Genomic DNA, 17319 nt, shown 5'->3' on the forward strand with positions numbered 1-17319 from the left:
GACTTTGGTTAACACTCCACGAGGTAGATATGTCGGCGTACAGTAATTAAACCTCGGTTTTTGTCATGGATTTGGTCTAATCCCAGTTGACTCTGGCTTAGTTGTTTGCTTACTTTTTCTAACGGAAATAGTGAGAAACATACTGATTAGATGAACGTAAGGGGAAGCTCTTCAAAATTCAAACGAATCTCACATTTTGCAGAATAGCCTTGATCATTTAAATTTTCAGTTGTAATATTGTTATTTATAATTAATCTAAATAAATATTTACACTCTTGCATCATATGACTACCAGATTATTGATTTTGGTGACCTTCTATTTAACTTGTGAATGGAGTGGAGTTGTTGCCCAGACTAGCCCAAAAATGTATGAGGGCAAGGTCTTGGTAAGAGGTTCGGAGGCTCCTTTGGAATTTGCTACAATTAAGCTTCTTTCGGTGGACTCCAGCCTTATGGAAGCGGGAACTACTTCGAATGCCAAAGGTCATTTTGAGCTGCAGAGCACATTGGACTCCGTGGTTTTGGAAATCAGTTTTATAGGATTTTCCACCCTAAGGCACCCGGTTTCATTGGTGAATATGGGGTCAGACCTAGGCGTTTTTCATTTGGAGGAGGAAAGCCGGGGTTTGGATGAGGTGGTTATCCGGGCTGAGAAATCGCAAACCCATTATGAGCTTGACAAGCGTGTTTTCCATGTGGGGAATGACTTGGTTAGTACAGGGGCAAGTGCGTTGGATGTGCTCAATAACGTTCCTTCTGTCTATGTCAATATCAAAGGTGAAATCAGCCTAAGAGGAAGCTCAGGAGTCCGTGTGCTGATCAACGGAAAGCCCTCAGTGCTTGCCCAGGGAAATACACTGGGAACTTTGACGGCAGATATGATTGAGCGGATCGAGGTTATTACCAACCCATCTGCGAAATATGAAGCGGAGGGGACTTCCGGAATCATCAATATAGTGATCAAAAAAGACCAGAGACAGGGTGTCAACGGATCTGTAACGTTAAATACCGGGGTTCCGAATAACCATAGCTTGGGTTTCAGTCTGAATCGCAGGACTGAAAGACTTAATCTGTTCACCCAGATTGGGATAGGACACAGAACCTTCCCGGAAGAGTATGAGACTGAAAATAAAGATCTGGCTGAAATGAGTTCTATTCTCAGTACCGGCAAAAGTGAAATGCACGAACGGTACTATACCATCAACCTGGGAGGGGATTACAGGATTTCGAATAATAGCACGCTTTCAATTTCCGGCAGATATGCCTTTGAAAGTGAAGAGGGTGATTCCAAAACCCATTTTAAGCACCTAAGCCCGAACGGGCAAACCCTATCTGAATGGAAGAGAACTGAGTTGACTGAGGCTCCCAATCCCAAATGGCAGTATGAGGCTATTTACAAGAATCTCTTCAAGAGCAAAATCTTCTCTGATTCAGATTCCGAATCAAAAGAACACAGCCTAATAGTCAGTGCCACCAGCGACTACTTTGCAAAGGATCAGGTGTCAAACTATTCCAATGAATATACCAGTGGAGAAACAGGCAGTACGAAGCAGGAAACCCTTTCCGACAATACGCAGAATGAATATACATTTAAAGCTGATTATACCAATCCGCTATCTTCCAAAGCTACTTGGGAGGCAGGAGCACAGTATGTCCTGACTTCGGTTTCCAATGAGTATGCTGTTAATGATTTAATAGATGGGGTTTGGATTATAGACCCTGATCTCAGCAATTTATTTGACTATAAGCAAAAGGTGATTGGCGTATATACCACGGGATCTTACGAATTGGAGAAGCTGGGAATCAAGGGAGGATTAAGATTGGAAAGTACGACCGTGGATACGCAACTGGCCACTACCGGCCAGAGTAACTCCCAGGCATATATTGATTTATTTCCGAGTATTCACGGCTCATACAAGTTACATTCTGATCTATCCCTTCAGTTGGGTTATTCCCGCAGAATATTACGTCCCTCTGTCTGGAGCCTGAACCCTTTTTTCAGTATTCAGAACAACTTCAATATCTACTCCGGCAACCCGGAATTACAGCCGGAATATACCGATGCGCTGGAGCTGACAAGTATTTATGATTTCGGTGCTTTTTCTGTAAACGGATCCCTGTATTATCGGTATACCACTAATTCGGTGGAGAATATCACCACATTTCAGGATAATGTGGCGACCACCATGCCTACAAATATTGGCACCAGCAAGTCAGGCGGATTGGAATTCAATGCCAAATACATGCCCAATAACTGGATTTCGGTGAACGGGGATTTCAATTTTGGCTGGATACGGAAGTTCGGCACTTTTGAAGAATCGGTTTTTGATTTCCATGCTGACCAATGGACCTCACGGATTACCTCAAAGTTTAACCTGCCTGCGGACATCAGTCTTGAGCTTATCGGCCATTTTAATTCCAGACGGCAGACATTACAGGGGACAGTATCACAAAATGTATTCGCAGACTTGGGAATAAGGAAGAAACTGATGAAGGGTAGAGCTATCGTGAACTTGAGTGTTCGGGATGTCTTTGCTTCCAGAATTTATGAAGTGAATACCTTCCAGCCTGAATTTACGAACTACTCCTGGGAAAAGGACGGGAGATTTGTTACTCTCGGCGTGAGTTTCGGATTTGGTAAGGGGGACGCTATGGAGTTTTCCGGACAGAAAGCATTTTGATTTTAACTGCTTAAGAATATGAAATCCAGATATATACGAGAAATGAAAACGATTGCCTCGCAATTGAGAAATCCGACAGGTAAAAGGGGAGTTGAGCTTGGAGCGGAAATGCATGAAAAGAACTTTTACATGATTCAACGTGCCATTGCGCTTATGGAAGTTAAGGATGGAGATAGTATCTTGGAAATAGGCCATGGCAGCGGAGCACACATACCATGTTTGATGGATCTGGCAGCAGATATTTGCTATACTGGCCTGGAAATATCCGAAACTATGAAGGAAATGGCTGAGTTGAACAATAGCCAATCCTTTGCAACGAACACACTTTTGAAACTTATGACGGATTGAATATTCCCATGGATTCAGAGGCATTCGATAAAGTTTTCACTGTAAACGCCATTTATTTTTGGTCAGACCCTGTTGTATTGGCTAGGGAGATTTATCGGGTTTTAAAGCCTGATGGCCGATTGGTGGTTGCGTTTGCAGGTAGGGATTTTATGAAAAAACTACCCTTTACAGACTTTGTTTTTTTATTAACCTAATTCATTCCCCTTGTCCACAGTGACATTGGCCTCTTTCTGAATTCGGAATGAAAATCACTTATAAATCCTGAGGGTTTAGCGGGAGACACCAAGATGAGATTCCTGCAGTGATTTAGGAACCTGCTGAACCGGGGAAGGGGGATGCTTGAGTTACCCCTCCTATCCTTCCTTTGTGTCTGGGCTTAGTAGAGACAGGATGCCAGACATAATTCCAGTATGCGCATCATGGCATATATGCATAAAATTTATTGGTGAAAATGCCGCTGAAAGCTTTTCACAGAAATCAGAACTTTTATTTGGAACATTCGTTCCGTTAATTGTATATTTGTGGAACATTCATTCCGTTATAAAATTTAAATAAGTAGAACATGAGTAAACTAAAGAACAAAGTCGCAGTAATTACAGGTGGAAATTCGGGAATTGGGTATGCTACTGCCGTAGAATTTATTGCGCAAGGAGCCAAAGTGGTGATCACAGGCCGTAATCAAAAAACTATTGATGAAGCGGTGGCAAAATTAGGCAGCGATGCAATAGGAATACGTGCAGATGTTACAAGTCTTGCCGACACTGAGAATTTGGCGTCCCAGGTCAAGTCAATTTACGGCAAAGTAGATCTGTTGATTGTCAATGCAGGGGTGGCACTTCAAGAACCTGTAGGGCAGCTTACCGAAGAGGTTTTCGACACGATTTCGGATATAAACTTTAAAGGTGCGGTATTTACTACGGAGAAGTTCATTCCGATTCTTAATGACGGAGCCTCAATCATTCATGTGACTTCTGTCAGTGCTTATAGCTATGCCACTGGAACCAGTATTTATTCCGCAAGTAAAGCAGCGCTGACGGCTTACAGCAAATCTGCAGCAGTAGAATTGGCCGGCAGAAAAATCAGGGTAAACACAGTAGCACCTGCCATGACGGAAACGGATATGATTTACAGAGGCGAATTGGGAAGCGAGGAAGTTCACAACTTCCTGAAAGAAAAAATTATGCCCTTCAAACGGTTTGGTAAACCTGAAGAAGTAGCCAAGCTTATCACATTCCTTTCTTCAGATGATGCTTCGTTTATTTCAGGTGTCGAACACGCCATTGATAGTGGTGCTTCTGTCAACGCTGTTCGGATATAAAAAATTTGCCTAAAAACGGAACATTCGTTCCTGAATTCAGTATCTTTGTAGGGAAGTTCACTTCCCTACAAAGATCTTATTTTATGGCCAGGACAAAAGTATTTGATGAGCAGGAGGTATTGGATAGAGCAATGAAATTGTTCTGGGAAAAAGGCTATAATGCCACTTCCGCACAGGATTTGGTGGACAGTTTGGGTATTAGCCGATCCAGTTTATACGACACTTTTGGTGATAAACATTCTCTTTTTGTAAAAGCTTTACAGCAATACCGCAAAGAGAGAGTTGATCCTGTCATCAATTCATATAACGCAGTAGAAGATGTAGAGGCCTACATCAGGTTATTTTTTGAATCAGTCAAAGATGAAGCGATCGGCTATAACAGTTCCAAGGGATGCTTTGTGGTAAATTCGGCCGTTGAATTGGCTCCCGTTGATTCGGAAATTGCAGCCATTTCCAATTCTATTATGCATGATACTGAGGAGGCTTTGTGCAGTGTCATTAAAAATGGTCAGGATAAAGGCATTTTTACGACTAAATATCCTGCCCGCTCTCTGGCAAGGTTTGTTTTTAATTCATTGAACGGTTTGCGGGTCACGGTAAAGTTTGATGCGGATAAAGATATGTTTGAGGATATTGTCAATGTTTGTATGTCAACCTTGCGGGTTTAACTCTTAAAATATAGTTCATCTTTACTTTCAATCAATGAGAACTCTTGGTGTTTACCTTCATCTGGATATGTATCGTGTGAGGGAGCAGCTGGGAAACTTCCCAAAAAGGCATTAAATCACATAAAAAATAGTGCTGCCCGTTTAAATTCATATATTCATTTATTCAAGACGGGACAAATAGACGTTTTTGCGGACAAAGCATCATGGAATTCTCCAAATGCTTTCGGCATGACTTAAACTGCAAAAAAACTCCTAGTGGTGTGAAGGGCAGTCGGGCCGTAACTGAAAAAAATGCTGACCTCACATTAAGTGGATCTACAGAGGTTAGTTTGGGACATGCACTAAGTACAGTGGCACTGAATCTTTCCAAATTGATGCGCTGTTTCCCATAACAGCTTTACAAAAATGTCTATAGAAATTATTATTAACAGGATTTAGCTCATTTTATTTTCATGAAATCGCTACATAATTACTTTAATAGATATACTTCAACTTTAATTTCAGATAGTGAATTTGAATATATTCTTAGTCATTTTATATATAAAAAGTTAAAAAGAAGACAGCATTTGTTTTTACAAGGTGAGATTTTTCAGAATATGGCCTTTATAGTGAAAGGTGCTATGCGTAAATATTTTATAGATGAAAAAGGTATAGATCATGTCGTAGATTTATATATAGAAAATTGGTGGGCGGGTGATCGGGAAAGTTTCGTTACATCTGTACCTAGTATGTACAATATAGATGCTTGGGAAGACTGTGAACTGCTTCTTATTTCAAGGGAAAACACATTAAAATTATGTAGGGAATGTCCGGTTTTCAATGAGTTTATATTGAAACTTGATGAGCGAAACAATATTGCTGCACAGAAAAGAATAACCTCGTCGATTAGCCTTACCGCGGAAAATCGCTTTGCGGACTTCGTTGAGCGCCATCCCTATTTTATGCAGCGGTTCCCTCAGCATGTCATTGCCTCTTATCTTGGGATTTCAAAAGACACGCTCAGTCGAGTTCGTAAAAAATATCTTAATAAATAAGTCGTACTATCTTTTTAGTGTTTTTTTTCTTCGTTTTTGTCGACATTTATCATCGTTTTTTCTTTTCATTTGTTGCATTTTTGTTTAAAGTAATCAGAATTGATTCTGAGAATGACAAAAGCCCAAAACCTTGTTTTCTAGTAAGTTAGTTTGCTTGAGATAGATTAAACTTCTCTGTAGAATAGTATTATCTGAGAATCTCTTTCTGAGTTCCCTGAGAAGCCATGCATTGTAAGGGATTGCCGCAAAATTTTCAGTGAATACGCTAGGTGAAACAGTGGGCTTTGAACTTAAATTATTGAGAGTTTAATTATAAAATCCATGTTTTTTGATGAAGAAAATGAATAATTATAGAGATGAATTAAATGTCAAGGGGTTATTAATCGAAGAATTGCCCTATGAAGTAGTATGGGCAGATTGCAATGGTAATGTTGTTTATGCCAACGATAAGTGTTGTGACGTGTTGGGATACAGTAAAAATGAAATAACGAAGCTTACCATCTCAGATATTAACATTACGGTAACTCCTCAAAGTTGGGCTAACCATTGGAGGGAAGTTTGTGAAAAGGGAAGTGTTAATTTTACAGCGACACATACGAAAAAGGGAGGTAATTTTTATGCTGTTCAGGTTTTCGCACAGCATTTTATATACAATGATCAAGAGTTAATATGTGGGATTTGTAATGAAATATCAGAGTCTAGTTTTTATAAGAACCTGATTGATAACTCAGGAGAAATAGGAAGTGTAGGAGGTTGGGAATTAAACTTACAGGATGGAACTATTTTTGCTACAGCGAGTGCTTTAACTATTTTTAACACTGAAAATACTGATGATTTATCACCTGCAAATGTCATAGATTGGTTTGAAGATAGTGATAAACTTAAATCTTTATTTGAGCAGGTGACGAACAATGCAATCGCATTTGATGAAATTCTTGAAACTAAGGGCTTAGCCTCAAGGTATGTCCGGGCCATAGCAAAACCTATTTTAAAAGGTGCTAGGGTGTATAAAGTGTCAGGAATCTATCAGGATGTTACTGATATTAAGCAAAGCGAGAATGATTTATTACTTTATAAAAAGATAATTGATAATGTCCAGGATTTGATCTATGTCTATAACATCAAAGGAGAACTGTTGCACTATAGTGAATCATTGGTTGATAAACTCGGATTTAGTAAGAAGGAACTAGATCAGATGAATATGTTCGACTTGGATACCATGGTTACGGAGGAATTTTATGAAGCTCACTTTGAGAATGTTATTAAAACCGGTTTTCACCATTTTGAATGGTCCATCGAACGAAAGGATAGAACTCAATTTCCTGTAGATATAATTTCTAACCACTTAAGGTATAAAAATGAAGATTATATCTGTTCAGTTGTACGGGATACTACAGACAAGAAAAATCAAGAGATACGACTTAAATCCGCATTGGAAGAAATTAAATTATTAAAAGATCGCCTTGAAAGTGAGAATGAATATTTACAGGAGGAGCTCAGTAAAAAAAACAATTATCACAACATCATATATACTAGTGATTCATACCAAAAAGTACTTACGCAAGTAGATCAAGTAGCTTCCACAGATACAACAGTTCTAATCACGGGTGAATCCGGAACCGGAAAGGAATTGTTGGCTAGTGCCATTCATAGTAATAGTAAAAGAAAGAACCGTCCCCTTATCAAAATTAATTGTGCCACCTTGCCCAAAGAACTCATTGAAAGCGAATTATTTGGCCATAAGAAAGGGGCTTTTACAGGTGCTGTTGCCAATAAAATGGGGAAGTTTACACTTGCGGATGGTGGAACAATTTTTCTTGATGAAATTGGTGAACTGCCACTGGAACTTCAGCCAAAGCTGCTAAGAGTACTGCAAGAGGGTGAATATGATGAGCTAGGAGGTACTAAGACATTAAAAGTTGATGTACGCATAATCGCCGCAACAAATAGGGATTTAAAGGAAATGATGCGTCAGGGGCTTTTTAGGGAAGATCTCTATTATCGTTTAAATGTGTTCCCAATCTTTAACATTCCTTTGCGGGCACGAAAGGACGATATACCTTTACTAGCTCAGTTTTTCTTGGAAAAGTATGCTGCAAAAGCTGGAAAATACTTTAAGGGGGTGTCCACAAGAACCATTGACTGTTTGATGAAATACAACTTTCCCGGTAATATTAGAGAACTGGAAAATTTAATTGAACGGGCGGTGATCGTTGAGAATGGCCCCACATTGGGACCGGGTAGCTGGATACCCGAAAAGGAAAGTATTGCTTGTTCGGATGAGTTTCAAACATTTGAAGCAAAACAAAGAGATTATATTATTGAGGTCCTTAATTACACCAATTGGCGTGTAAGTGGGCCGGACGGTGCAGCTGCGATTTTGGAGATGAAAGATAAAACCCTATTTGCCAAAATGAAGAGATTAGGTATTGAGAAGAAGATTAGTTTGAGATCTTTAGGGGATTTTAGCAGTAATTAATAAAATGTTGATTCTGTTTTTTGAGAAATTCACATCTTAGCTAAAGGGAAACCCAGATCCCGGATCATGTGCTGTTACAAGGTTAACGGTTACGGTGAATACCCAGCCTTGCCATTTTTGCCTCTAACGTAGTTGGCTTTACATCCAGCAATTCAGCTGCTCCGCCTTTTCCGCGTATTCGGAAATTGGATATGTTTAATGCTTGCAAAATATTGTCTTTCTCAGCCTTCATATGGGGTTTTACTAGTTGCATAGAAGGGGGGGTACTTATAGTTAGGTCTGAATCAGAAGAAGTTTCGGATATTAACGGTTCTACCAATGAAATTACAGGCGAGGTAGCCATAATTGCCGCGCGCTCAAGTAAGTGTTCCAGTTCGCGTATGTTTCCCGGCCAGTGATAGTTAAGCATCTGCTGTTTCGTAGATTCAGAAATTCCGGTTAAACTTTTCCCTAGTTTCTTTGAGATCTTTTTCAGGAAATGCATGGCTAGTGGCATCAGGTCTTCATTACGTTCCCTTAAAGGAGGGAGTTTAACCGGGAATACATTAAGCCTGTAGTACAAATCGGAGCGGAAACGGCCTGCAGAAATCTCTGCTTGTAGGTTTCTGTTGGTAGCAGCAATAATCCTTACATCCAAAGAAATCGGGCCCTTACCCCCAAGCCGCTCAATTTCTCTTTCCTGTAACACCCTGAGCAATTTGGCCTGAAGTTCAATGGGCAACTCACCGATTTCGTCCAGAAAAATAGTGCCTCCGTGTGCCAATTCAAACTTTCCTATACGTTTTTCAGTGGCTCCGGTAAAACTACCCTTTTCATGCCCAAATAATTCGCTCTCAATAAGCTGAGGAGGCAAAGCTGCACAATTTACTTTAATTAACGTTTTGCCTTTGCGGGCAGATCTGTTATGCACTGCCCTGGCAATGAGTTCCTTTCCTGTGCCTGTTTCCCCCAGGATCAGTACGGTATAATCTGTAGGAGCTACTTGGCTGATACTTTTAAACACATTCACCAGCGCAGAACTTTCTCCGATCATTTCTTCAAAATTGGCTCCGGTTTTCACTTCCTCCTGTAGACACTTATTCTCTTGATCTAATTGCTCACTCAGGCGTTGAATTTGGTCAAAAGCCATCAAGCGATCTACCGTCAATGTAAGAGAAGGTCTTAAACGTTCAAGTAAATGGAGGTGCTCCTTTAGGTAGGCAGTAGACTGGCGGCTGAAAAAACAAAGAAAGAAAGTGCCGTTGGTCGCTGTTTTATGGGGCATAACCAAATTTGACTGCAAGCTGAAAGTTCCGGCAATCAGTTGTTTGAGAGGGTCACGGCGACATGCTTCTTCAAACGCTGCTCCATTAAAAATAGCTTCTGTGGTATCAGGCATCTGTGCCCGTATGGCCCTGTACTTTTCTATCGTTATACCGGTCATCTGTAGGAAATTTTCGGTCCGGATAGTCTGATACTCATCTTTACCCATACGGAAGAAGCTACAGGAGCGGTAGGCATCAACCATTTGATCTCTTTCCAAGCCTATAATAAAATAGTCAAATGGAACATGGTGCTGGAAAAGCCTGGCTACTTTCAATAAGCGAAGCTCCCACGGGTCGTTTCCTGAGAGTGCATCCGTTAAAGCAATCTGTAGTGCTTGCTCTTGCCTTACACGAACTTCAATACTATGCGCATGGCGGTAATGGGCTATTTCCAGAGCAACAAGCACGTCTTTTTCCCGGAAAGGCTTCACTATAAATCCATACGGTTGGGTGGTCTTAACTTCTTCTAGAATACTTGAATTTGTATTAGCCGACACATAGATAAACGGAATATTCTCTTCTGCCAGTATCTTGGCAAGGTCAATACCCGTTTGTTCACCCTTGAGGAGAATATCAAGTAATACCAGATCCGGTTTTTGCTGATTTTTGAGTTCAATGGCTTTAGCTACGGTAAAGGCAATGCCACTTACCCGGTAGCCTGCTTTTTCGAGAATCTGCCTTAGATCATTGGCAACCGCAAATTCGTCTTCCACGATAAGGATGGTTTGCTGGGATGGCAGTATCTGGGCTGTGGTATTAATTGGCATAATCTGCTTTATTATAAATTGGACTTAATTTCTCATCAGTAAATATTAGGGATATTCTTACCCCCTGCCTGCATTCTATGCTTAACTCACCTCCCAGTTGTGCACTAAAACCATGAATCAGCGTCATACCTAAAGAACGGCTTTGTGAAGGATCAAATGCTTTGGGAAAACCTACCCCGTCATCTTCAATCGTCAATTCATAGCTTGTATCAGTTTTTTGCAACAGATTTATAAGTAAAGTACCGGAGTTTTCTTCCGGAAAAGCATACTTGAATGCATTGGTAATCGCTTCATTGATAATTAAACCTAGGGGGACAGCCATATTTACATCCAGTTCTATTTGTCCGATAAGCAGTTTGAAATTAACCTTTCGGGAAAGAGTGTACGAATCCTGAAGGTAAGCCACTAATTCTTCAATATAGGCTCTCATCGGGATACGGGCCACTCCTTCTGCCTGATACAGTTTCTGGTGAATGAGTGCCATAGCCTGTACCCGGTTTTGGCTATCCTGGATGGCAGACAGTGCAACTTTATCTTTCAGGGAAGCTACCTGAGAATTGAGCAGGCTCATTACAATCTGTAAATTGTTTTTCACCCGGTGATGGATTTCTTTGAGCAATCGTTCTTTCTCTACTAATAATTGTTCTAATTTCCGGTTCTTCTGGCTAATCTGTTGCTGTTGCTCTTTTAAAGTGGTCTGCTGGGTTTGTAGTTCTCGGTGTTGAGTCTGTAATTCCTTTTGCCGGTCTTCTAGCAGCCTATTGCTTTGTTGTTTTAACCGGTAACGGTTAAAAATTACTCCCAGCAATAAAAGAAGCAGTATAGCCCCCCCGATTATTCCATTTCGGATGAGCATCTCTTTATTTATTTTCTCTTGTTGAAGTTGCTTTTCCTGTGTTAAGGTTTTAATGTTTTGCTCTTTGAATTTTAAATCCTGCTCTTTCTTTTCGGTTTCGTATTGTACCTGGTAGGAAATAAGCTGGTTGCTCTTGCGCTCATTGAACACTGAATCCTGCAGGTTTTTATATTGCTGATAATGAAAAATAGCCGAAGAGAGATTGTCTTGAAGGGAATCCAGCTTAAAGGCTTGCAGATGCAGATTACTCAATTGAAGAAGGTCAGGTTGCTTATTCAGCAATGTGAAGTTTTCTTTCAAGTGGAAGGATGCTTTCTGGAGCTGCCCGGTAACCAGATATAAATTCGTCAGGTTAGCATGAAATAGCATAATATCAGCATTTATATCATAGAAATTAGCCCATCCTGCTGTACCTTTTGCACCCGTAGCTTTCGCCAAGCCCTCTGTTAAATGCTTATGGGCCTGTGTATAGTCCAGTAAGCCCATATATGCTTCTCCAAGGCAGAGCTCCGCTAATGTTTCTTCCCACACTTCAGAGGGTGAATAACTTTCTAAAAAATTGTTAATGAGTATTAAACCTTCCTGCGGTCTCTTTAACGCTATCAACGACTGGCTCATTTTTCTAATATTGATTAACCGAAACTGGGACCTTCGGTTATAGGGCTCTCTTGATAGCTTGTTTAAGACAGTTCTGTGCATTTCTAAGGCTTGATCGTGCTGGTTCAAATCCAGGTATATTTGACCAACACGGTTGTAGAATATATCCAAATCTATTGTATCAGCTGTTGCCCGGGCGGTTCGGATCGCATCGAGCGCATAAGGCAGGGCAAGTTCATAATTACCCATCTTCGCATATACATTTCCTAACAAATCATAGGTGTAATGCAGCTCCCCTAAACTGGTTGATTTTTGAATGCGTAGTACTTCCAGCAGTTCTCTTAAAGATTGGGCATAGTCTCCTTGGTACTGATGCAAATCAGCAATCTCTTTTAAAATAAAGGCCTCTCTTTCTTTATTGCCAAGCTGCCTGTATAGGGTGAGCGCCTTTCCATACATGTTTATCTTATCCGGCATTGATTCTGCAGACTTTGAGTAGCTACCCCCCAAAACAAACCATAACCATGCTTGTAAGGTAAGATCTTTCAACTTTTCAATAAGCGGTATGGCCTTTTGTTGATATCGCTTTTTCATGGGTAAATCACCCCGCTCATTGTTGATGTGTGCCAGCATAATTAAACTTTTCGTATAACCAAGGCTATCTTGTAGCTGCAACTGTAGGCTAATAGCGGCTTGTGCATAATAGGTAGCCGAGTCCAGATCTACGGTCAGTTCATAGGGTTTTTGAAGATAATAGCGCCCTATCCTCTGTAGTATATCTGCTTTATTCTTATCAGGCTTCATCTTTTCAAGCAATACGTGTAGCTCACTCAATTTTCTGATTTGAAGGTACATGCGGGCTAATACCATCTGGCTGCCTTCATATCCTTGGACAAAGGCAAGGGGACGACTTAAATCTTCCGCTTTGGAAGCATAGGAAAAAGCAGAGTCCATATCTGCTTGGAATGCGCCCTTCTTAAGGAGGTAATATTCTCCTAACTGTAGATAGAGCTTTACAAGGTTGCTATCAGGTTTGCTTACCCGCACTACTTGCAGCAGGCTATCAGCCACTGCTGCTCCGCTAAGCTGTGCCTGCGCCCGCAAGGTGAACAGCGTAAGACAAAGGATGAAGTATAGTGTAAACAACAGCTTCATAGCATAGAATTTATAAAAGCAAAAATCAATTGGCAAATGCAACCTCATTTAAATGAGCAGAAGGTCTACCACAGGCAACAGTATGGACTAAAATTATGAGCTTTACACGCTGCCTGCTTGCATTGAAATATTTTCTGGTTTGTCATGTTAGTAGGCATAATCTACTTTGTTTTGAATGTGGCTTAATCTCTCATCAGTAAAAACCAGGGATATTTTTACCCCCTGATTGCTTTCTAGGTTTAACTCTGCATCCAATTGTGCACTAAAACCATGAATCAGCGTCATACCTAAAGAACGGCTTTGTAAAGGATCAAACGCTTTGGGAAAACCTACCCCGTCGTCTTCAATCGTCAATTCATAGCTTGTATCAGATTTTTGCAACAGACCTATCAGTACAGTACCGGAGTTTTCTTCCGGAAAAGCATACTTGAATGCATTGGTAATGGCTTCATTGATAATTAAACCTAAGGGGACAGACATATTCACATCCAGTTCTATTTGCCCGATAAGCAGTTTGAAATTAACCTTTCGGGAATGAGTGTATGAGTCCTGAAGGTAAGCCACTAATTCTTCAATATAGGCTTTCATCGGGATACGGGCCACTCCTTCTGCCTGATACAGCTTCTGATGAATGAGAGCCATAGCCTGTACCCTGTTCTGGCTATCCTGGATGGCAGACAAAGCAACTTTGTCTTGTAAGGAAGCTACCTGAGAGTTGAGCAGACTCATCACAAGCTGCAAATTGTTTTTCACCCGGTGATGGATCTCTTTGAGTAATCGTTCTTTCTCAACTACCAACTGTTCTAATGCCTGATTCTTCTCTTGGATCTGTTGCTGTTGCTCCTTTAGCGTGTCTTGTTGGGCTTGTAGCAGCTTGTTGCTTTGTTGTTTTGATCGATATCGGTTGTAAATAACCGTCAATAATATGAGCAGTAGGGCTGCACCACCGATTATTCCATTACGGATGACTCTATCCTGCTTTATTTTCTGCTCTTGCAATATTCTCTCTTTTGTTAAAGCCTTGATGTTTTGCTCCTTCAGTTGAATATCTTTTTCTTTCTTTTCTATCTCGTGCAGCACTTCCAGACTGGCGATTCGGTGATTTTTGGTTTCATTCAATAGTGAATCTTGCAACAGTTTATACTGTTGATAATGATGTATCGCCGAAGGGTAGTTGGCTTGCATTGAATCGAGTTTGAACCTGAAAAACTGAACTTGGGATGCCCCTGGTAGGTAATTGGTAGCTCTGCAGTATTCTTCAAATTCATCTGAGTAATTTTTAGCAAGTGCATACTGTTTACTCTCCACAAGAAAATTAATTACGTCGTAGTATATAATCTTATGCATAAACTCTCTCTTGCCTAATTTCTCAGAAAGCTGGATTAACTGCTTGAAATAACGTTGGGCAATAGTGTGTTTTTTTAGTAGCGTGTAACCGAGTAAAAAGTGGGAAGTTGAAATTATACTATCACTATTATTTTGGGGTGGATACTGCTCGGCAGTACTGAGGAGCAACTGTACCGATGCGTTTGGTTGGCCAAGTTCATTTAGGACGCTGGTAATGTTGTATGTCAGTTTTATAATAGAAGACCGGTCATTACACTTTTGGGCAATATGCATTGCTTTATTAAAGTAAATGTGGGCTTTTTGGTATTGCTTTAAATTAGAGTAAGTGGCTCCAAGGCGGTTGTAAATGGTGCTCAATTGCAGCGTAGTGTCTCCTAACGTCTCAGCCGTTTGAACGGCTAGTAGTCCGTACTTGAGCCCCTCCTCGTATTCTCCCAATTCGGAAAAAAGAGTCCCCAACAAATCGTAAACACCTTGTACATGTAAATAGCCAATAGAACGGTACAGGGCTAGTGATTTTCGGAGTTCGAGCAAGGCCTGACCCGTACTTCCCTGCAGCCGGTACAAATCGCCTAAGTCTTTGTGTACATTGGCCTGCCTCATTTTGTCGCCGGCACTTTCAAAAAATTGCAGCCCTTCTTGATAGTAGTTGATTTTCTCATTGAGTTCTTCCCCGAAGTTAGCATATGTATTGCCCCATTCAATATAGGCTTCACCCATTCCCTCCTGATCGCTATTGTCCTTAGAGAGGGCAATAGCCTTTTGTATGTCCTTTCGGGCTTCATCCACATCTCCTTTGTCACGCCGGGCCCAGGCTAGTAGCAGGTAACTCTCAGCTTCCCCTTTCCAATCGCGCTGTTTCCTGTAAAGCTCGATGGCTGATTTATGGTATGCAATAGACTGATCCAACTCCCAAGCCTCGTGGCTTATAGTGCCTAGCAAGTTGAGGCTGCGGCATTCTCCGGCATAATACTTCAATTGCCGGCTCAATTCGTAGGCCTTCTGTACATAAGTGCTCGCCGAGTCCAGATCAGCTTTAACTCCTCTTGCTTTTTGCATCTGAAATTGCCCCAGTTCTATCCATATCTTTACCCGGTTGGAGTCGAGTTTAGTGGTATGAATTATGCTTAATAGGCTATCAGCTTCACTTCGTGGGATTTGTTGTGAATAGAGGTTATAAGGTATCAGCAACAAACATACATGCAAAAGGATGTGTCGGCAGTGGCTCATAACAAGCTAGTTTAGCAATCAGAAGACCAAAAATCAAAAGAGAAGAAACCTGTCTTAAGTTTTTTGGAGACAGAAAACTCAAAAGAGTAAAATGGTCTACCTATTGCCCTCTCAGCTTTATTAGTACCTTGATTATACAGTTTACTAGTTAAAATTACATCTAGCATCTGACGGATATATGGTATAGAAATAGCAGTTGTGCGGTATTTAAATTCAGGGTAATTGTTATTCCTTATCTCTAAGGTATCCAACATATTGGAGAATACCACTTAGCTTATCCAATATATTGGAGTTTTAAATGCCCATTCCTTAGAAAGAGATGCAGGAATGATGATGTACAATGATCTCTGCTATACACCTGCCTGATCAACTTTCCGGAATAGATAAGCCATATTTCTATTCTTGGGAGCTATTTTTCAATATTCAGAATGCTGTCTAATTCAGAATGCTGTCTAATTCAGAATGCTGTCTAAGCAATACTTCCATAGATCAAGTTCATTTGAAACGAAACGCAAGAGTAATCAGAAAGAAATAATTAAAGCAAATATCTACAAAGTATTGCCTGTACAGTAGCATTGTGATTGTTCTTTTGCGTGTGTACGTGATGATTAGTAAAGATAGAAATCAACAATACTTTTTTCTGGATATGATTAATTTATTTTCAGGGACAAACGTTTCATGGCTATGTCCATAAGAAGTCCATTTATATGGAGATTTCTCCAAATAACTCTATTATTTTGGAGTCAAAGGGACGTAAAGGGATAGATGAAAAATAATAAATATCTCACAAAATATTAGTTTTTAGGCTGTTAAAAGTATCTTTTTAGGCTGTCCCAATTTTCTTATAGTCTGGCACTTTTTTGAATTAACTTATTCAGGAATGCATGATGTTGGCTTCTATTGAATCTATTTTAGTTCTTGAAGGATTAGCCGGCAGTATGGTATTATTCCACACAAAGAAAAGTATATGTCTCAAACATTTTGGTTATTTGGTACTTACCTCCATATTCTGGCAGATGAACATCGGACAAATTCAGTTTATGATCTGATAGAAGGGCAATTTCCGTCAAACATGGAAACTCCCTTGCACCTACACACAAAATATGCAGAACAGCTCTATGTGCTGGAAGGAGAATTTACTGTCTATTTGAACAAAGAGAAAATTATACTTACTCCAGGCGAACATCTCTTTATCCTCCCCAATACGCCACATGTTGTAGCGGCTTCCGATCAAAAAGTAAACCGAGCCCTTACCATTGCCTCTCCCAGTGGGTTTGCAAAGTTGATCCGTACCGTGGGAATTCCCGGTTCAGATGCCACCCAGCCACCGGATATATCTAACGACATGGGGTTGTTTATAGAACTTTCTAAAGAAACCGGTGACGTGATTTTAGGCTCACCTGGTGCCAGGCCTTAGCTTCCTTAATTAAGCCATTTTTGATTTGTCTTTGCTATATCAATTGCTCCACGGGGTAAATGCATAAGTAATTCAAATGAACTTACCCCTTCATTTAACTATACTTTCAAAAGCCAAA

At 40.4% G+C, this 17319-nt stretch carries 11 protein-coding genes; 8 read left to right on the forward strand and 3 right to left on the reverse strand.

The annotated features are described in order from the left end of the window. Positions 1–284: 284 nt before the first annotated feature. The 7 genes from ID165_RS01020 to ID165_RS01050 all read left to right on the forward strand — a co-directional run bounded on the left by ID165_RS01020 (position 285) and on the right by ID165_RS01050 (position 8528). Complete coding sequence (locus tag ID165_RS01020) at positions 285–2681, forward strand: outer membrane beta-barrel family protein (RefSeq protein ID WP_192348552.1); 2397 nt, start codon at positions 285–287, stop codon at positions 2679–2681. 18 nt (positions 2682–2699) lie between these two features. Next, positions 2700–3029, forward strand: a complete 330-nt coding sequence (locus ID165_RS01025; protein WP_225586933.1) for a hypothetical protein — start codon at positions 2700–2702, stop codon at positions 3027–3029. A gap of 8 nt (positions 3030–3037) precedes the next feature. Further along, a complete protein-coding gene (locus tag ID165_RS26985; RefSeq protein ID WP_192348554.1) occupies positions 3038–3223 on the forward strand; it encodes a methyltransferase domain-containing protein in 186 nt (61 codons plus the stop codon). A gap of 368 nt (positions 3224–3591) precedes the next feature. Beyond that, positions 3592–4347 (forward strand): SDR family NAD(P)-dependent oxidoreductase, encoded by a 756-nt coding sequence (locus tag ID165_RS01035; protein ID WP_192348555.1) that lies wholly within the window; start codon positions 3592–3594, stop codon positions 4345–4347. 83 nt (positions 4348–4430) lie between these two features. Further along, on the forward strand, positions 4431–5015 hold the full coding sequence (locus ID165_RS01040) for a TetR/AcrR family transcriptional regulator (RefSeq protein ID WP_192348556.1): 585 nt from the start codon (positions 4431–4433) through the stop codon (positions 5013–5015). Positions 5016–5467: 452 nt separating this feature from the next. After that, positions 5468–6049, forward strand: a complete 582-nt coding sequence (locus ID165_RS01045) for a Crp/Fnr family transcriptional regulator (RefSeq protein ID WP_192348557.1) — start codon at positions 5468–5470, stop codon at positions 6047–6049. Positions 6050–6380: 331 nt separating this feature from the next. Further along, on the forward strand, positions 6381–8528 hold the full coding sequence (locus tag ID165_RS01050; RefSeq protein ID WP_192348558.1) for a sigma 54-interacting transcriptional regulator: 2148 nt from the start codon (positions 6381–6383) through the stop codon (positions 8526–8528). 82 nt (positions 8529–8610) lie between these two features. Here ID165_RS01050 and ID165_RS01055 read toward each other — a convergent pair whose 3' ends face one another. The 3 genes from ID165_RS01055 to ID165_RS01065 form a co-directional block, all read right to left on the reverse strand. Continuing rightward, positions 8611–10599, reverse strand: a complete 1989-nt coding sequence (locus ID165_RS01055) for a sigma 54-interacting transcriptional regulator (protein WP_192348559.1) — start codon at positions 10597–10599, stop codon at positions 8611–8613. After that, positions 10589–13207: a histidine kinase dimerization/phosphoacceptor domain -containing protein gene (locus tag ID165_RS01060; RefSeq protein WP_192348560.1), complete on the reverse strand. Its 2619-nt coding sequence runs from the start codon at positions 13205–13207 to the stop codon at positions 10589–10591. The genes ID165_RS01055 and ID165_RS01060 overlap by 11 nt, the downstream gene beginning before the upstream one ends. A 147-nt stretch (positions 13208–13354) precedes the next feature. Next, positions 13355–15784, reverse strand: coding sequence for a tetratricopeptide repeat protein (locus tag ID165_RS01065; RefSeq protein ID WP_192348561.1), 2430 nt, complete (start codon positions 15782–15784; stop codon positions 13355–13357). Between the two features lie 967 nt (positions 15785–16751). Here ID165_RS01065 and ID165_RS01070 point away from each other — a divergent pair. Further along, the gene (locus ID165_RS01070; RefSeq protein WP_192348562.1) at positions 16752–17201 is read left to right on the forward strand and encodes a cupin domain-containing protein; all 450 of its coding nucleotides are present in this window, start codon (positions 16752–16754) and stop codon (positions 17199–17201) included. The last annotated feature ends 118 nt before the right edge of the window (positions 17202–17319 follow it).

Source organism: Algoriphagus sp. Y33 (assembly GCF_014838715.1).
Classification (GTDB): domain Bacteria; phylum Bacteroidota; class Bacteroidia; order Cytophagales; family Cyclobacteriaceae; genus Algoriphagus.

Coding starts and splice junctions, on each gene's coding strand:
- ID165_RS01020 (WP_192348552.1), top strand. CDS start 285: ATGACTACCAGATTATTGATTTTGGTGACCTTCTATTTAACTTGTGAA.
- ID165_RS01025 (WP_225586933.1), top strand. CDS start 2,700: ATGAAATCCAGATATATACGAGAAATGAAAACGATTGCCTCGCAATTG.
- ID165_RS26985 (WP_192348554.1), top strand. CDS start 3,038: ATGGATTCAGAGGCATTCGATAAAGTTTTCACTGTAAACGCCATTTAT.
- ID165_RS01035 (WP_192348555.1), top strand. CDS start 3,592: ATGAGTAAACTAAAGAACAAAGTCGCAGTAATTACAGGTGGAAATTCG.
- ID165_RS01040 (WP_192348556.1), top strand. CDS start 4,431: ATGGCCAGGACAAAAGTATTTGATGAGCAGGAGGTATTGGATAGAGCA.
- ID165_RS01045 (WP_192348557.1), top strand. CDS start 5,468: ATGAAATCGCTACATAATTACTTTAATAGATATACTTCAACTTTAATT.
- ID165_RS01050 (WP_192348558.1), top strand. CDS start 6,381: ATGAAGAAAATGAATAATTATAGAGATGAATTAAATGTCAAGGGGTTA.
- ID165_RS01055 (WP_192348559.1), bottom strand. CDS start 10,599: ATGCCAATTAATACCACAGCCCAGATACTGCCATCCCAGCAAACCATC.
- ID165_RS01060 (WP_192348560.1), bottom strand. CDS start 13,207: ATGAAGCTGTTGTTTACACTATACTTCATCCTTTGTCTTACGCTGTTC.
- ID165_RS01065 (WP_192348561.1), bottom strand. CDS start 15,784: ATGAGCCACTGCCGACACATCCTTTTGCATGTATGTTTGTTGCTGATA.
- ID165_RS01070 (WP_192348562.1), top strand. CDS start 16,752: ATGTCTCAAACATTTTGGTTATTTGGTACTTACCTCCATATTCTGGCA.